Annotated in this window: 11 protein-coding genes; 4 read left to right on the top strand and 7 right to left on the bottom strand. The window is 37.9% G+C overall.

Annotated elements, in window-relative coordinates; translation table 11 throughout:
• Nucleotides 1-72: 72 nt before the first annotated feature.
• Complete coding sequence (locus CLW00_RS00055) at nt 73-1,584, top strand: DUF4301 family protein (RefSeq protein ID WP_106131616.1); 1,512 nt, start codon at nt 73-75, stop codon at nt 1,582-1,584.
• A gap of 193 nt (nt 1,585-1,777) precedes the next feature.
• Here CLW00_RS00055 and CLW00_RS00050 read toward each other — a convergent pair whose 3' ends face one another.
• Complete coding sequence (locus tag CLW00_RS00050; protein ID WP_106132180.1) at nt 1,778-2,692, bottom strand: helix-turn-helix transcriptional regulator; 915 nt, start codon at nt 2,690-2,692, stop codon at nt 1,778-1,780.
• Nucleotides 2,693-2,756: 64 nt separating this feature from the next.
• Between CLW00_RS00050 and CLW00_RS00045 the strand changes: the two genes are divergently transcribed.
• A complete protein-coding gene (locus CLW00_RS00045; RefSeq protein ID WP_106131615.1) occupies nt 2,757-4,319 on the top strand; it encodes an ArnT family glycosyltransferase in 1,563 nt (520 codons plus the stop codon).
• A 1-nt stretch (nt 4,320) separates the two neighbouring features.
• On the opposite strand, the gene CLW00_RS00040 is transcribed toward CLW00_RS00045, so the two are convergent.
• Genes CLW00_RS00040 through CLW00_RS00030 form a run of 3 tightly spaced genes read right to left on the bottom strand, consistent with a single transcriptional unit; the run spans nt 4,321 to nt 6,240 of the window.
• Nucleotides 4,321-5,184: a DUF5777 family beta-barrel protein gene (locus tag CLW00_RS00040; protein WP_106131614.1), complete on the bottom strand. Its 864-nt coding sequence runs from the start codon at nt 5,182-5,184 to the stop codon at nt 4,321-4,323.
• A 4-nt stretch (nt 5,185-5,188) separates the two neighbouring features.
• Nucleotides 5,189-5,743: a YceI family protein gene (locus tag CLW00_RS00035; RefSeq protein WP_106131613.1), complete on the bottom strand. Its 555-nt coding sequence runs from the start codon at nt 5,741-5,743 to the stop codon at nt 5,189-5,191.
• Nucleotides 5,740-6,240, bottom strand: coding sequence for a QcrA and Rieske domain-containing protein (locus CLW00_RS00030; RefSeq protein ID WP_106131612.1), 501 nt, complete (start codon nt 6,238-6,240; stop codon nt 5,740-5,742). The genes CLW00_RS00035 and CLW00_RS00030 overlap by 4 nt, the downstream gene beginning before the upstream one ends.
• A 403-nt stretch (nt 6,241-6,643) precedes the next feature.
• Between CLW00_RS00030 and CLW00_RS00025 the strand changes: the two genes are divergently transcribed.
• On the top strand, nt 6,644-7,627 hold the full coding sequence (locus CLW00_RS00025) for a glycoside hydrolase family 43 protein (protein ID WP_106131611.1): 984 nt from the start codon (nt 6,644-6,646) through the stop codon (nt 7,625-7,627).
• Nucleotides 7,628-7,784: 157 nt separating this feature from the next.
• The gene (locus CLW00_RS00020; RefSeq protein ID WP_106131610.1) at nt 7,785-10,913 is read left to right on the top strand and encodes an AsmA-like C-terminal region-containing protein; all 3,129 of its coding nucleotides are present in this window, start codon (nt 7,785-7,787) and stop codon (nt 10,911-10,913) included.
• A gap of 28 nt (nt 10,914-10,941) precedes the next feature.
• Here the strand turns inward: CLW00_RS00020 and CLW00_RS00015 are convergent, their stop codons facing one another.
• From CLW00_RS00015 to CLW00_RS00005, 3 genes are all read right to left on the bottom strand, one after another.
• Nucleotides 10,942-12,900: an OmpA family protein gene (locus tag CLW00_RS00015; RefSeq protein ID WP_106131609.1), complete on the bottom strand. Its 1,959-nt coding sequence runs from the start codon at nt 12,898-12,900 to the stop codon at nt 10,942-10,944.
• A gap of 11 nt (nt 12,901-12,911) precedes the next feature.
• Nucleotides 12,912-13,880 (bottom strand): PorP/SprF family type IX secretion system membrane protein, encoded by a 969-nt coding sequence (locus CLW00_RS00010; RefSeq protein WP_106131608.1) that lies wholly within the window; start codon nt 13,878-13,880, stop codon nt 12,912-12,914.
• Nucleotides 13,881-13,884: 4 nt separating this feature from the next.
• Nucleotides 13,885-15,798, bottom strand: a 1,914-nt coding sequence (locus tag CLW00_RS00005; protein WP_106131607.1) for a T9SS type B sorting domain-containing protein, incomplete at its 5' end; no start/stop codon positions are given.

The raw sequence follows: 15,798 nt of genomic DNA, 5'->3' as shown, positions 1-15,798 counted from the left end.
TCCTATTTAATACTTTAATAAGCGGTTTTCAATTTATATATTGATGTTTTTAAAAACAATTAACCAATAGCCATGAATACAGCATTAATTCAACGGATCAAGGATCAGGGAATGGATCCTGATAAAGTCAACGAGCAACTCAATCACTTTAGGGAAGGGTTTCCTTTTTTACCCATAATCAAAGCAGCTACGATAGGAAATGGAATCAAGTCTATAGATGAAAATGAGCTTCAGTCATTTTTGGATTCCTATCCTAAAAAAGCTTCAGAAAAAAAGGTGGTGAAATTTGTTCCCGCCAGTGGTGCCGCCTCCAGGATGTTTAAGGACTTATTTTCCTTTTTAGAAGGTGATGGGGATATTTCCAAAAGTCCTTTCATCCAAAAATTTATCGATCAAATTGAAAAGTTTGCTTTTTATGCTGACCTCAATACGAGCCTCAAAAAGGAAGGAAGCAGCATAGAGACAGCTTTAGAAAATAAAGACTATAAAAAAATTGTAAGCCAGCTTCTAAATGACGGAGGTTTGGGATACGGCCAACTTCCTAAAGGATTGCTGAAGTTTCACCATTATGAAGACAATGACAGAACACCTACCTATGAGCATTTTATTGAAGGAGTAATGTATGGGCTTGGGCAGGCAGACACTGTGAGGTTACATTTTACTGTGTCGCCAGAGCATGAATCCAAGTTTAAGGAAGAAGTGGCTGAAATTCAACCCAAACTGGAGAAGGAGTTTGGAGTCAAGTTTGATGTCTCCTATTCTCAGCAAAAAAAGTCAACAGATACCATTGCAGTCACGATGGACAATGAGCCATTTTTGGAAGAAGATGGAAGTATCCTCTTCAGACCTGCAGGGCATGGCGCTTTGTTGGAAAACCTCAATGAGATAGATGCAGACCTGATTTTTATCAAAAATATTGACAATGTTGTCCCTGATCGTCTGAAACCTACGACGAAAGAATACAAAATTGCCATAGGGGCTTTGTTGTTGGAAATCCAAGAGGCAGTTTTTGAGGCATTGAATGCATTGAAAGCTTCAAAAGATGAAAATAGCCTCTCTTTGGCTGAAAAAACCTTTAAAGAAAAGTTGGAGGGCAAATTGCCAAGTAAATATTCCGAATTGCCTCTAGAAGAAAAAGCAGACTACTTGTTCCAAAAGCTAAATCGTCCTTTGCGTGTCTGTGGGATGGTCAAAAATACCGGTGAACCCGGCGGTGGCCCTTTTTGGGTCAATGAAGACGATTCTTCTATCTCACTTCAAATTGCAGAAACAGCACAGATTGATTTGGAGGATGATGCCCAAAAAAACATCATGCAATCTTCAACACATTTCAACCCAGTTGATTTGGTTTGTGCCACCAAAGATTTTGAAGGAAATCCTTTTGATCTGTTGAAATTCAGAGATATGCGCACCGGATTTATTACAGAAAAGTCAAAGAGCGGAAGGGACCTGAAGGCCTTGGAATTGCCTGGACTATGGAATGGATCTATGGCCGGCTGGAATACAGTCTTTGTGGAAGTACCTTTGATCACTTTTAATCCTGTCAAAACTGTCAATGACCTCTTGAGAGATGAACATCAGTAATATCAAAAAGAGCCGCTCGATGCGGCTCTTTTATTTTTACATGATTTTCTACAACACACCACTAACCTAACTTTAGAAAATCAACCTGTGGTTAAGAACCAAAATCCACGAATATCCAGTATCAATGAATATCTGAAGGTAAAAATCCAAATTACTATTGAATACTAGTATAATTGCGCATTTGCAAATTAATTTAAAAGTACTTTGCTTTCTCCATCTGCTCCTTCAAATACTCCTTAAGTTCCTCTCCTTCAATTACTTCTACCTCTCCTGGTAAACCTAAAATAAACCTTGCCAACCCTGGTAATTGAGGAACTTCCCCTTCAAAGAAATACTGTTTCCTATTTTTGAATTCGGTATGTGGCTTCGCATCCGGATACTCTTCGATCATCAATTGGTAGGCTTTTTTACTCAACTTCAATTTGACGAAGAACTGATTTTTTCCGGAAAAACCAAACAAGCCCGGCTCCAATTTCTGGTGTAAAGATTGGTGCTTGATCGGTTTGGAAGTCAACTGCACCTCTCCTATCCTTTCGATTTTAAAAATCTTCATTTCTTTACTTTCTACTTCCAAGGCATAAATGGCATCATAGGCTTTGTTGAAAGCAACAGGTTCAATCAGTCTATCTGTCACTGAATCCGAACTCAGAGAATAATAATCCTTGAGGTAAACCTGATTTCTATCCTTGATCGCTCTGGAAATTTGATCAACAAACTTCCCCAATCTGGCATTGAATAGCTGATTGACACTTTGATTGAAATCAGACCTTATGTTTATTTTCTTTAAAATTGAATCTTTCAAGAGGTTTTTGTCAGTAGACTTACTCATCAAGGCATTGATCAAAAGAATCTCTTCATCATTAAAAGTACCATAGGCATATTCATCAGGGCTGCCAACTTTGTCCACCAAACGAAACTTGCCATGCTTTTTTTCAATCTCAAATCCCAAAGCTTCCAATAGTTTGAAATACCTGTAAATAGTCCTGGAATCAGTATCAAGTGTCTCTGCAAGCTTATGGACATTTTTGCCAATATTTGACTTGAGGAGATTGATTAATTTAAAAACCCTGAGAATTTTTTGCTGCTCTATCGTATTTGCCTTTGCCATAATCATAGAATTAAAGGCAAAAGATAGTACATTTAGGTACAAAGCTAAAAGTAATTGACACATAATGTCCCAAAATCAAATCTGGAAAGAATATCAATTTTTAGGCGGGCACCTGTTTTTGCTGTTGTATTGGTATATCGGATATGATGGCATTACATTCAGCGATGATGTCACTTACTTGAACTTTGGTCAAAGCCTATGGTCGGGAGAAGCATTTCCTGATGATAGTCATTTTGGTCATAGGTGGGGTGCCTTTATTTTCTCAGGATTTTTTACATTTCTATTCGGCTTTTCGGATCGAATCGGCTCAATTGCTTCCCTGATATTTGTTTTGGGGACATATTCCTTATTGTATGCTCAGTTGAGAGACAAAACCCAAGGCTTTTGGTTTACCCTCTTTTTTTGCACACAAGTGTATTTCCTTCACTTTACCAATAAAGTGTATCCTGATACTTTGCTTGCATTTTGGGGTTGTCTAATTCCCGTAGCTGCTGTATACAGAAACAAATACCCCATCTCCATGAGCATCATCATGGCTTTTGCTTTCATAATTGGCTTCTCTACAAAGGAAATGATGGTATTTTTGATTCCATTTCCAATCTTGTTATGCTATTTTGATTGGAAAAAAGGATGTAGCTTAAAGTTCTACATATACTTTTTATCGAGTTCTGTATTGGTACTCGGATTCTACTTTGCAGCCTACCAGATTATCACAGGGGATGTTTTATCCCGGTTTTCGTCAGTCAACGAAGGTCACTACATTTCAGAATTTACCTATGCTGACAAAGGGCTGGGATCAGTGATAAAAAGGCTTACATACCTTCCCTTTACCAATTTTGTAGAGCGATCCTATTGGATTTGGTTGGTATTTAGTGTGCCGGGGCTAATCAAAGCTTTCAAAACGAGACAAACGTTTTTTGTCGAAATGGCTTTGGCCTTTGTTTGCCTGATGCTGGGTTTTTGGTTTATGAGTTCCACCTTGGAATTTTACAATCCTATATATCTTAATCCAAGACATTTGACGATCCTTGTTCCAGCCTCTGCTGTCCTGATTGCCTTTGGGTATTCAGAATGGAAACGGTATAAATTTTGGATTTTTTTATTGTTGATTTTAGGGGCATTCATCAGCATTTTGACAAGAGATTTTACAATGACCGCTTACTTACTCGGTTTTGCATTAGTCTTTTTCTTCTTACTGTCCAAACCATTTTTTAAAATAGCAATCTCCATTATTTTAATCCTTCCCGTAATACTAAGCGTCGCCTATCAGAATCAAAACAAGAATTTTAAAAAGTTCAAGTATATTCTCAATGATAGTCTTCAAAATGTTAATAATAAGGAATATATAATTATAAATGACTTTGTTTTTTTTAGTAAAAATTTGATTATTTCTCCAGAAAACCTAGCCAGTTCAACTGTCAAAAACTTAAAGTTTGACATAGATTTTGTTTTGGATAAGGGTCAACCTTTCAGGCTTTTTGTCTATAAATATTACAGACACGCATACCCTGATGAGGAGCGCTACTTAGAAGAGTTGTCTAGTAAAGCAAGGTTATCTGGGTATAAAAAAAAGGTCCTCTATGAGGACCAATGGGTGGAAGTGCAAGTATTTGTAAAGTCAAATTGATTTACCTTTTCCCTGTAGCAAAAACCCTGTTTACATTAAAGCCCAACCTAAACTGCTCACCAGGAACTCCGTTTCCTCCAGCGAGCAAATATTGATCATTCAAGGCTTGGGAAGTCACAAAGTACATTTGGAAAACATGTCCACCTGCTTCCAAGTCAATCCCTACTCCCATATTACTCCTCAGGTCAGAATTCAAATTGGGAATGTACTGTAAGGTTATAGATGACTTACCTGTAATTTTATATTTACCACTAAAGCCCAAGGCCAAATATAAATTTTGATCACCCTCTATCAGGAAAATAGGTTGTGGATCATTGAAATAAGCCATCATGGGGCTTACTTGTAAACTGATTTTGTCGGAAAACTTTCTTGCTGCCATCAGCTGAAAAGCCACACTGGACCTTTGCATAAAATCAGGATTGGACTCATTTAAAAATTGATAATTGGCAGTATTGATACCAGCTGCCCCCATAAAGGACACTGAAAGTGGCATTTTATCATCTTGGGTCTGTTTCAATAAGTGGTATCTGCCATAGATATTATACATTTTATCACGGCTTTGGCGAGACATGCCTAATGAAAACTTATCATTGAAACCATATTCAAAACTGAATTGTATGTTGGCTCCGTTATCCAAACCAAAGAGGTTTTGTACCCCACCATCCACAGTACCAAAAGTATGCATGATGGCAAAGTGGAGCGTTTGCTTGTCTAGTGGTTCTATTGTAAACAAATTAATGCTACGCGGCGCATGAAATATCAAATCAACCTCTTGGGATTCATTGGCAGGCTTCCTCTCTAGTTGTGCCTCGACAGTATAAATCAGGCTAAAAATCAACAAAACCGTGATTTTGAAAGTTTTCATAATACTATTTCTTTTTAAGTTGGGTTTTTATTGTCACTGTCTGCTCCTCTGAGAGCTCATAGAACATTACTTTGGGGATGTCTATTTTATAGTCCCCCAATAGCACTTTGAATTCAGCTTCCAATTCTAAGGTATTGTCATTTAATCTCTTTATAGTTCCAGGCACATCGATTTCCCTTTCAACTCCATGAATCTTGAATTTCCCTTTGGCAGTAACTTTTCTTGATTCACCACTTTTCAACTCAGGGCCTTCAGCTATTTTACCAGTAAATTCAGCATAGGGGAATTTCTGAGTTTCAAGGTAATTTTCTCTCATGTGCCTATCCCTAAGACCGATTCCTGTTTTAAGCGTATTGAGGTCTATATAGAAGTCCAACAGGTTTTTATTGAGATCTACCAATCCTTGCAATTGCTGCGACTTTCCCTCAAATTCATTCAGAGATGCTTTGGAAAGAAAGGTTACACTACCATTTTCGGTTATAAACTCCTGGCTAAAGCTTGGATTGACAGAGAATACAATGAGAAAGATAAATCCGATTAATTCTTTTCTAAAACTCATGATACATTGACTGTTAGAGTTCTTCCATCCACATTGGTAGGAAATGCGTCAAGAGGCCTATTGGCAGGTCCTTGCAAGACATCTCCTGTATTGGAAAATCTTGAACCATGGCAACTGCATATGAGCACCTCGTTGTTGTAAGACCAGTTTCTGTCACATCCTGAATGCGTACACACTGAAGTCAGGGCACTGAATTGTCCTCCTCCTACATTTACTATCAAAGTCCGCGCTTCAATCACCAATGCCCATCCCCCTGTTCTGTCCAAAGCAGAAGATCGATCCAAGTCAACAGTGATTATGTTGTCTGCAAAAGTAATGGCATTTCCACCTGCTGCAGGGGGATTGTTATCGTTCATCATCGGTTCTTCATCTTCAGCACATGAAGTAAAGAAGCCTACACCAAACATGGACATAATTGCCACGGAACCTGATTTCTTAAGAAAATCTCTTCTTTGAGAAGAAAGTTGGCCTGTTTTAATTGTTGGAATTGTTTTCATAATTACAAATACGAGTAAGCATGTACGTTTAGATTTTTGAAATATTCAAAAAAAGAACCTCAAAAAATTATTATTGTTTTGGCAGGAAATCGAACATGACGAGAGCATCACACACAGGGATGATTATCTATACTGCGAGATTCCATAGCCTGCCCCGACTAATCGGGGTGGTCTTTAAAAAGCAAAATATAAACACATAAAATGAAGGGTTAAAAAAGAGGAACAAAAAGGTGTTATTGTGGTAAATCAACTCCTAATTTGTAAAATTTCAAGCTCAGCAGTTCCGGGAATTAGAAAAGCGTCAAACAGGTATTCGGTAAATTTTCCTCACTTTACCACCCATTGACTTTTTATTGGAATTTCATATTCAATTCTTAATTTTTGTTTTCCTAATCATTTTGCTATGAAACGTCTTGTACCCATTATCTGCTTACTCGCATTTGCTTGCCAATCTCAGAAAGAGGACAGTGCATCAAAAATTGAATTTTCCGGAAATCCTGTGTTTCAAGGTTGGTATGCTGATCCAGAGGCTATCATATACGGTAATACATATTGGATTTACCCTACATATTCCGACGAATTTGAAAAGCAGGTATTTATGGATGCTTTCTCCTCAAAAGACCTGGTGAACTGGACTAAACACGAACGCATCATTGACACAGCCGAAGTCAAATGGGCAAAAAAGGCAATGTGGGCTCCTGGAGTGATTTCAAAGGATGAGAAGTATTATCTCTTTTTTGCTGCAAATGATGTGCATGAAGGTGAAATCGGTGGTATCGGTGTGGCTGTCTCGGACAAGCCTGAAGGGCCGTTCAAAGATCTCTTGGGCAAACCACTGATCAATGAAATCGTCAATGATTCCCAACCCATTGACCAGTATATTTTTAAGGATAGTGACGAGACCTATTACATGTATTATGGCGGTTGGGGAAGATGCAATGTGGTCAAACTCAATAAAGATTTCACTGGTCTACTCCCTTTTGAGGACGGAGAAATGTACAAAGAAGTAACACCGCAGGATTATGTGGAAGGACCTTTTATGTTTATCAGAGAAGGCAAGTATTATTTTATGTGGTCAGAAGGCGGGTGGACTGGACCTGATTATAGGGTGGCTTATGCTATTGCTGACAATCCTTTCGGCCCCTTCGAAAGAGAGGGAGTAATTCTCCAACAAGATGAAGCCATTGCCCGCGGTGCAGGACATCATTCTGTTTTACAAATACCAAATGCAGATGAGTATTACATAGTCTATCACCGTCGCCCTTTGGAAGAAACCCATCACAACCATCGTGTTACCTGTATAGATAAAATGGAGTTTGATGAAAATGGGAAAATACTTCCTGTAAAGATGACTTTCGAAGGGATAGAAGCCAGGATGTTGGATTGAACAAAATTATCCTACAATCTTAGAGTTTTATCAATCAATTTAAAGCAAATTTTTTCAGTTCCAAACTCAAATTCATTGGTTTAAATAGAATTGTTTTATCAAGATGTAACCATTATATGGGGGCTTAACGTTTCTTTTTGAAAATTTAAGTTGTCTCATGGTACCCTGGATAAAAAAGGGCTTATTAGCCTTATTATTTCTTCCCTTTTTTGTGATAGTACTGGCAACTATCCTATTTACTTTTCATCAAGAAGTGATTGTCCAAAAAGCATTAAAGTCTGCAAATGAGCAACTTGTGGGTAAACTTACAATAAATGAAAGTAAGGTATCAGTTTTTAAAGAATTTCCATATATCTCAATTGATCTAAGAGGTGTTTCCTTTTATGAAGACAAAAGAAAGGAAACGAAACCATTTTATGAGGCCGGTCATTTGTATTTAGGCTTTAATATTTGGGAAATTTTAGAGGGAAAATACAAAGTAAAAAGCATACGTATCAGTGATGGATATGTGGATGTGATTCAAGACGCAAACGGAGGTATCAATGTATTCGCAGCTTTAGGAATTCAGAGAAATACATCTGAGGAAGAAAGTAAAATTATAGAGTTTGATTTGGCCAAAGTTAAAATTTCCAATTTCCAAGTTTCTTTTGAAAACAGTTTAGATACCATATCTTATCTTGCTCGTATAGACAGCTGGAAAAGTAATGTCAATAAGAACGATAACAACTTTAAATTTAACCTCAAGGGCAATTTAATTTTTGATGTGTTAAAAGCGGGACAACCCACCTTTTTTGCTGAAAAGTCAGTAAACTTAGGTCTTAACTTAAATTTCGATTCAAAGAATCAAGTTCTTAATATAAACCACTCCATTATAGGTTTGGAGAGTGCAAATTTTGCTTCCTATGGGAAAATTGACTTTCTCGAAAGTGGTGTCAAAATGGACCTAAAGGTAGAAGGGCAAAAACCAGATTTTAACATGTTTGGAGCGTTTTTGCCCACTGGTGTAGGTGCTGTTTTGAATGAATACCAAAACGAAGGGGAGGTATTTTTCAAAGGTAGCGTAAAAGGGATTTTAGGATATGGCAGCAAACCACTTATCACGATAGAGTTTGGGTGTGAAAATGCCTTTTTCCAAAGGTTGGATAATAATTTGAAAGTTGACGACTTGAGATTTTTCGGATTTTTCACCAATGGAAGTGAAAGAAATCTCAAAACTTCAGAATTGAGGGTGCAAAATTTCAATGCTCGTCCTGAACAGGGGGTATTTCAAGGTGAACTGACAGTACGGAATTTTGAGGATCCTTATATAAAAGTGAAATTACATGCTGACTTAGACTTGGGTTTCGTTGGAGAATTTTTTCGCTTAGAAAAATTTGAAGGAATCAGTGGTCAGGTTTTGGTGACCATGGATTTTGATGAATTAGTAGACTTAGATGCTACCGGTGCAGATTTGGCACAATTAAAACAAAGCATACAGACAGAATTGATACTGAAGAACCTTGAATTTTCAATCAGCGATTACCCATTACCAATAAAGAAAGTCAATGCTTATGCTGTCATGCAGGATGGTTCTTTATCCATGAATGAATTGAGCTTCCAAATTGAAGGTTCTGATTTTGAATTTAAGGGGAATGTAAGCGATTTACCTGCATTGTTTCACCGCTTTGATAAAACAGTTAATCTAAGTATTGAGGCTAATTCAAATAAAATTGATTTGGCACAAATTTTAAATCGACCTGAAAAAAAAGAAATAATTCATGATTTTTCCACTCAAATAAGCTTCGCCATAAATGCTGCAGAGTTTTTTGATTTTAAATATCTCCCTCATGGCAAATTAGTGGTTGACAATTTTCATGCAACACTAGAAAACTACCCTCACACATTTGAAGATTTCAAAGCAGAACTCCTTATTGATGAAAACAAGGTAGATATACAGAAATTCTCAGGCAAAATAGATCAATCTGACTTTTTACTTAAAGCCACCTTTTTGAATTACCCAAAATGGTTTCAGGAAGACTTGGCGGGCGCTTCGACCATAGATTGGTCTTTGAAATCCTCCAAACTTAGATTAAAAGATATATTATTTCATCGTGGTGTCAGCTATTTACCAACATCTTGGGGTAGTGAGGAATTTTCAGCTTTAGATCTTCAGGGTAAAATTAATCTTTACTTCCTGAATGGCTTGCATTCAGTAGAATTATTGCTCGACAAGCTTAATGGAAGGACTCAACTTCATCCTTTAAAACTTGAAGATTTTAAAGGCATAATCAATTGGAATAAAAACTACTTTGATGTTAGGGGTTTTGGAGGTAAGATGGGACAGTCTGTTTTCAACTTTGATCTAAGTCTGAATCTCAGCGATAGTTCGCAAAGCAAAAATAATTACTTTCATTTAAGTGCTGAAGCTTTGGATTTGGATGCACTTATGGGCTTCAAGGGTTTTGAAGGAGAAGTGAAACATGCTGAAGCATTTAATATTTTCAATATTCCATTTAGGGATATGGAGTTCAGTGTTGATATTAAAAAATTGAATTATCACTACAATTGGCTGGAAAACATCAAAGGGAAGGCCCGTACCACAACTAATCATATGGTCCATGTGGATACCTTGGGGTTAAAAGTTGCCAGAGGTAGTTTAGGAATCAAAGGTTATTTGAACGGAAGTGACCCTGAAAAAATCTATCTACATACACAAATCAGCGCTGAAAAACTGGATATAGACAAGTTGCTTTTCAAGCTTGAAAATTCCGGAAAGGATATAATGATCAATGAAAATTTAAAGGGGAATATTTCAGGTACAGTAAAAGGAAAGTTTTTGGTTTACCCTGACCTGACTCCTATCATTGACAAATCAAAGGCAAAATTGGCTCTAACAGTATATAATGGTGTCTTGATAAATTTCGCCCCGTTTACCGCTTTATCAAATTATTTTTCAGATAGAAATCTAAATATGATCAGATTTGATACCCTTACCAATACATTTGACTTGAAAGACGGTGAATTGTTAATTCCAAATATGAATATCAATTCCAGTCTTGGATTTCTGGAAGTTTCTGGTCGACAGTCACTTGACCTAGATATGGAATATCAAATCAGAATCCCACTTAATTTAGTAACTCAAGTGGGATTCAGGGCTTTGTTTGGTGGACGATCTAGAAATGAAGTGGATCCTGAACAAGAGGATGCAATTATAGTAAGGAATACCAATCGACGGGTACGATTTCTCAACATCAATGTGCAGGGCAATCCGGATGATTATCGAGTGTCACTTGGCAGAGTTAGGTGAAAAGGAAAACATTTTAATCAAATGAATTCTAATAATCAATAATCTTAAACTCAGTCCTTCTGTTTTCTTGATGCTCCTCTTCCGAACATTTGACTCCATCTTTACAGTTATTTACCAATTGGGATTCGCCAAAACCTTTGGCAGAAATCCTGCTGGAACTTATCCCCAATGACACAATAAAATCAACCGCAGATTGAGCTCTTTTTTCAGAAAGCCTCTGATTATACTTCTCAGTTCCTCTTGAATCGGTATGTGAATGAAGTTCAATTTTTAATGTTGGGTTTTCTTGAAGCAGGTTCGCAAGTTTGTTGAGTTCAGGCTTGGCGTCGTCCCTAATAACTGCTTTATCAAAATCATAGAAGATGTTTTCAACTGTGTAGGTTTTATCCAACTCCATTTTTTCTAAGTAAATTTGAACAAACTTCTCTCCTTTCGTTCTTTCTTCTTCATTGCCAATCAAGGCATCTTCAAGGGATTCCCTAATATAATCCGTGGCTGTAGCTGAAAGGCTATATGCATTCAACACGGGTACTTTAAATAGAAATTCTCCATCATTATCAGTCACATAGCGAGCGCTAACACCTGATGATTTGTTCACTGCAGTGATTACTGCATTCGCAATAGGTTCATCAGTGTCTCTATCCAAGACTTTTCCTTTCAATAAAACAAATTCTTCCAGATTCAAATTGATTCTGTAAACATCATCACTCCCCATTCCACCCTGTCTGTCGGAAGATAAAAATGCAAAGTCATCATTGACTTTAAAGAAGAAAAAATCATCTCTGTTTGAATTTATAGGTGCCCCAAGGTTTTCGATTGTTCTGTTTCCTGATTTGGAATTCCTCATTACAAAAACATCCAACCCTCCTAAGCCGGGATGTCCTTCTGATGAAAAGTAAAAATCACCATTACTGTCCAAAAATGGTGACCTGTCATCACCTGAGGTATTGAGCTCAGGTCCAAGGCTTTGTGGCTGGGACCATGTGGAGTCATTTTCAAGCCTAATCTGATAAAGGTCAAGACCTCCATAACCCGCTGGCATATCAGATGAAAAATATAAGGTTTGGCTTTCTTCATCCCAAAATGGATCAATTACCATATACTCTAAAGTTGAATTGAATTCAAAAGGAATATGATCTGACCATTCATCGCTTACTTTTTCACTATAATACAAACCTGGATTAACGGTAAGGGCATCACGTCTCAATGATAAATTTTTGGCCTCACTGGTTTTATCAGTTTTAGCAAAGAATCTGTATTTGCCTTTTCCAGAAACAGGACCTATATGATAGTCATGCTCGTAAAATTCATGTTTTTCCACGTCCTCGACAGCATTCTTTTCATAATCCAGCTTTGAGGTGTAAACAGAAAAAAATGAATTGCCTGTCCATCCATCTCGTTCACTTTTAAAGGCATTTTTGGAATTGATAACCCCACCCTCCTTTTGAAGCCTGTCTGAAATAAAAATCAATTCTTCCCCATTAGGTACAGCTCCGAATTCAGAAAATTCGGTATTGATTCCACTGATAGTCTCAATTACAATATTTGAACCTTTATTCAACATTGATTTACCGAGATTCAGAGATGTTTCTAGGTTCTGTATTTTTTCAGGGGATACATTTGCGACAGTATCAGATTGAAGTTTGGCTAAATATTGCATGGCTTCCTGAAACTTTGCATTAGCCTGAAGCACCAAGGCATAATAATAATAGTCTTCTCCATCGAGATTACCATTTCGTTCAAGCCTAGAAAACCAAGATTCTGACTGTCCAAATTCCCGAAGTTTAATGTTGGTATATGCCAGTCCTCTTATGGAAGATTCTGATTCATTCCTTTCGTAGGAATTCAAATAATTTTCCTTAGCCAAAGAATAATTAAACATTTTTTCGTTTTCCCTGGCTTGTTTCAAGTCCCTATCAAAAAGACTTGAACATGAACCAAAAAAAAGTAGAAGGCAAACAATGAGTAATGGTATTTTTTTCATCATAGTTAAGTCAATTAAAAGTTTCTTGGAGACACGCTTCTTACGCGTCGCGCCGGGAATAGATAGCCTATAGAAATGTCATGGGTTGTGAATGACCTAACATTAAAGCCTGTAATGTTATGGTCATAGGCATATCCCACTCGCAAACTTTCAGTAACAAATACTTCAATAAGTCCTACAATCCCTGTACTTCTTTTCAGCTCGCTGGAAAGAGACCTATTTGCATAATCCAGTGCTGTCCTGTACGAAGCACCAACCCAAAATTTGTCCACAAAAACAAATGATCCATTCAAGTCTAATCTAGCCGGACTCTTAAAATCATCCATAAACATGAAAGAAGGGCGAAAAGCAACATCTCTATTGATATCCATCCACATGCCAGCAGAAATGTTCATATGATTTCTTGGTTCAGCCATTACCTCGCCATTATCAAAATTCAATATTGGAGTCAACAGGTTATCAAAAGCAATTCCCATGAAGTATTTGTCATCGTAATAAAATACCCCTGCCTTAAGATCTGGATAGGAAATTTGGTTTCTCGATCCTGGCACCGAAGGGTCATTCGGGTTTCCAGGAGATAACTCATTACCATCTATTAATGAATTGACATAGCCGATCCCCAAACCAAAACTCAGGTAACCGGTTTCGGAAAGTCTCAGGTGATAGGAAAGATTCGCATAAATTGAACTTGTCCTTTGTGCTCCCAAACGGTCAGTCATCCCGACCAAACCTATTCCTATATTTTTATCAGGCAAATAACCATCTGCAGCAATAGCTATAGTTTCAGGACTTCCTTGGACTCCAGCCCATTGCTTTCGGTAATAACTTTGCACGTACAACTGCTCTTTATAACCAGTATATGCGGGGTTGATGAACAAAGGATTGAACATGTATTGACTGAATTGTGGGACCTGCTGGGCCTTCACTTCATAAAGTGAAATCACTAAGAATAGCCCGATAGATATTATAATTAACTTTTTCATTTGATTACCTTAAAATGGTTACATAACCTTTGAATACCTCTTCACTTCCATCAAGTCGGACTACTTTCAATTGGTAATAGTAGGTTCCTGCACTCAAGCTGCCTCCATTCCAATCATTCGCATAATTATCTGATTTATATACTTCCACTCCCCACCTATTTACAATTAGAAGACTGTTTGAGCTAAAGAATTCTTGTATACCCCGGATTTCCCAAGTATCATTTATCCCATCTCCATTAGGTGTGAATACGTTTGGAATCTCAAATTCAATTTGTGTGTGGGCAACAGTGGATGTATTATCGTTCTCGTTACTGTCCCTTTCTCTGGATGTTACTCTTGCAGTATTTGATTTTTCACCCGGAGTTTCAGCCAGTACGTCAATGTTTAAAAGCAATGTCTCTCCAGGTGCTAGCTCATCTATCCTCCAATGCAGAACTCTAAGCGTACCATCATAATCAATTGACCCTCGTTCAGGAACAGCGTCAATAAAGCGAACACCTATTGGTAAGAAATCTGATACTTCGACTTCTGTCGCAGTATTTTCGGAATTGTTGGTGATCCTTATTCGATACTCAAACCTAGTTCCAACACCTACAATATTCGCAGAAACTTCTTTTTCAATGACCAAGTCTACCAAGTTTAAAGTAACAGGGTCAGACTCATCCTCCTCATCTTCAAAATTATCCCCAGTCACCACCACACTATTGATGATACTTCCTTCTTCTGCTGTAACCATGGCTGTGACAATGACAGTAATTGATTCTTCTGGCTGTATTGAATCAATTATCCAAGTAACTGTATTACCTTCAATCTCACCACCTGAATTGGCATTCATAGCCATCAGACCATCAGGGAGTATATCGGTGATGACTACGTTCATTGCAGAATTTTCTCCCTCATTGGTGACTTGAATTGAAAATTCAATAAGATCTCCTGGTGATGCTGATGCTACATTTGAAGTTTTAACAACCGACACCTGCGTATCTAAAATTTCATCTTCTTCAACCAATACATCTTCTGGATCATTTTCCTTAGGACCCTCTGGATCATCAGGACTTTCCACTGTCGCAATATTCCTGATGGTAGTACCTCCAGGAAGATCCTCATCGACCAAAACAGTCAGTTCAAGAACGATTGATTCTCCCGCTTCTACGGTTCCAAGGCTCCAAATAACTACTCCATTTGTATGTGCACCATCAAGGTTTGCCGATACAAAAGCAGTACCTTCTGGTATTGGGTCAGTCACTATTACATCTTGGGCTGAACCTGTTCCGCTATTGCTTATGGTGATTTGATAAGTCAATTCCTCACCGGCACCTACCGTACCTGACATGGCACTCTTTTGAATAGTTAAATTTGCTTGTGCATCATCTTCAACTACTACATCTTCTGGATCATTTTCCTTAGGACCCTCCGGATCATCAGGACTTTCCACCGTCGCAATATTCCTGATGGTAGTACCTCCAGAAAGATCCTCATCGACCAAAACAGTCAGTTCAAGATCGATTGATTCTCCCGCTTCTACGGTTCCAAGGCTCCAAGTAACTACTCCATTTGTATGTGCACCATCAAGGTTTGCCGATACAAAAGCAGTACCTTCTGGTATTGGGTCAGTCACTATTACATCTTGGGCCGAACCTGATCCTCTATTGTTTATGGAGATTTGATATGTCAATTCCTCACCGGCAGCAACTGTTGATGACATGGCACTTTTTTGAATGGTCAGTAAAGCACGAAGGTCTTCTTCCACCGTCACATCCTCAGGTTCGGATTCTTTCGGTCCTTGGTCATCTGTAGGACTGTTCGCTACAGCAATGTTTCTTAGCACTGTACCGTCTTCCAGGTCCGAAGCAACATTTACCACAAGGTTCAATGTCCTGCTTTCTCCTGCCGGAATGCTTCCCAAATCCCAGGTAAC

Origin of the sequence: Mongoliibacter ruber, assembly GCF_003003005.1 — a bacterium.
Taxonomy (GTDB): Bacteria; Bacteroidota; Bacteroidia; order Cytophagales; family Cyclobacteriaceae; genus Mongoliibacter; species Mongoliibacter ruber.
This window is presented reverse-complemented; position numbering and strand designations above follow the sequence as displayed.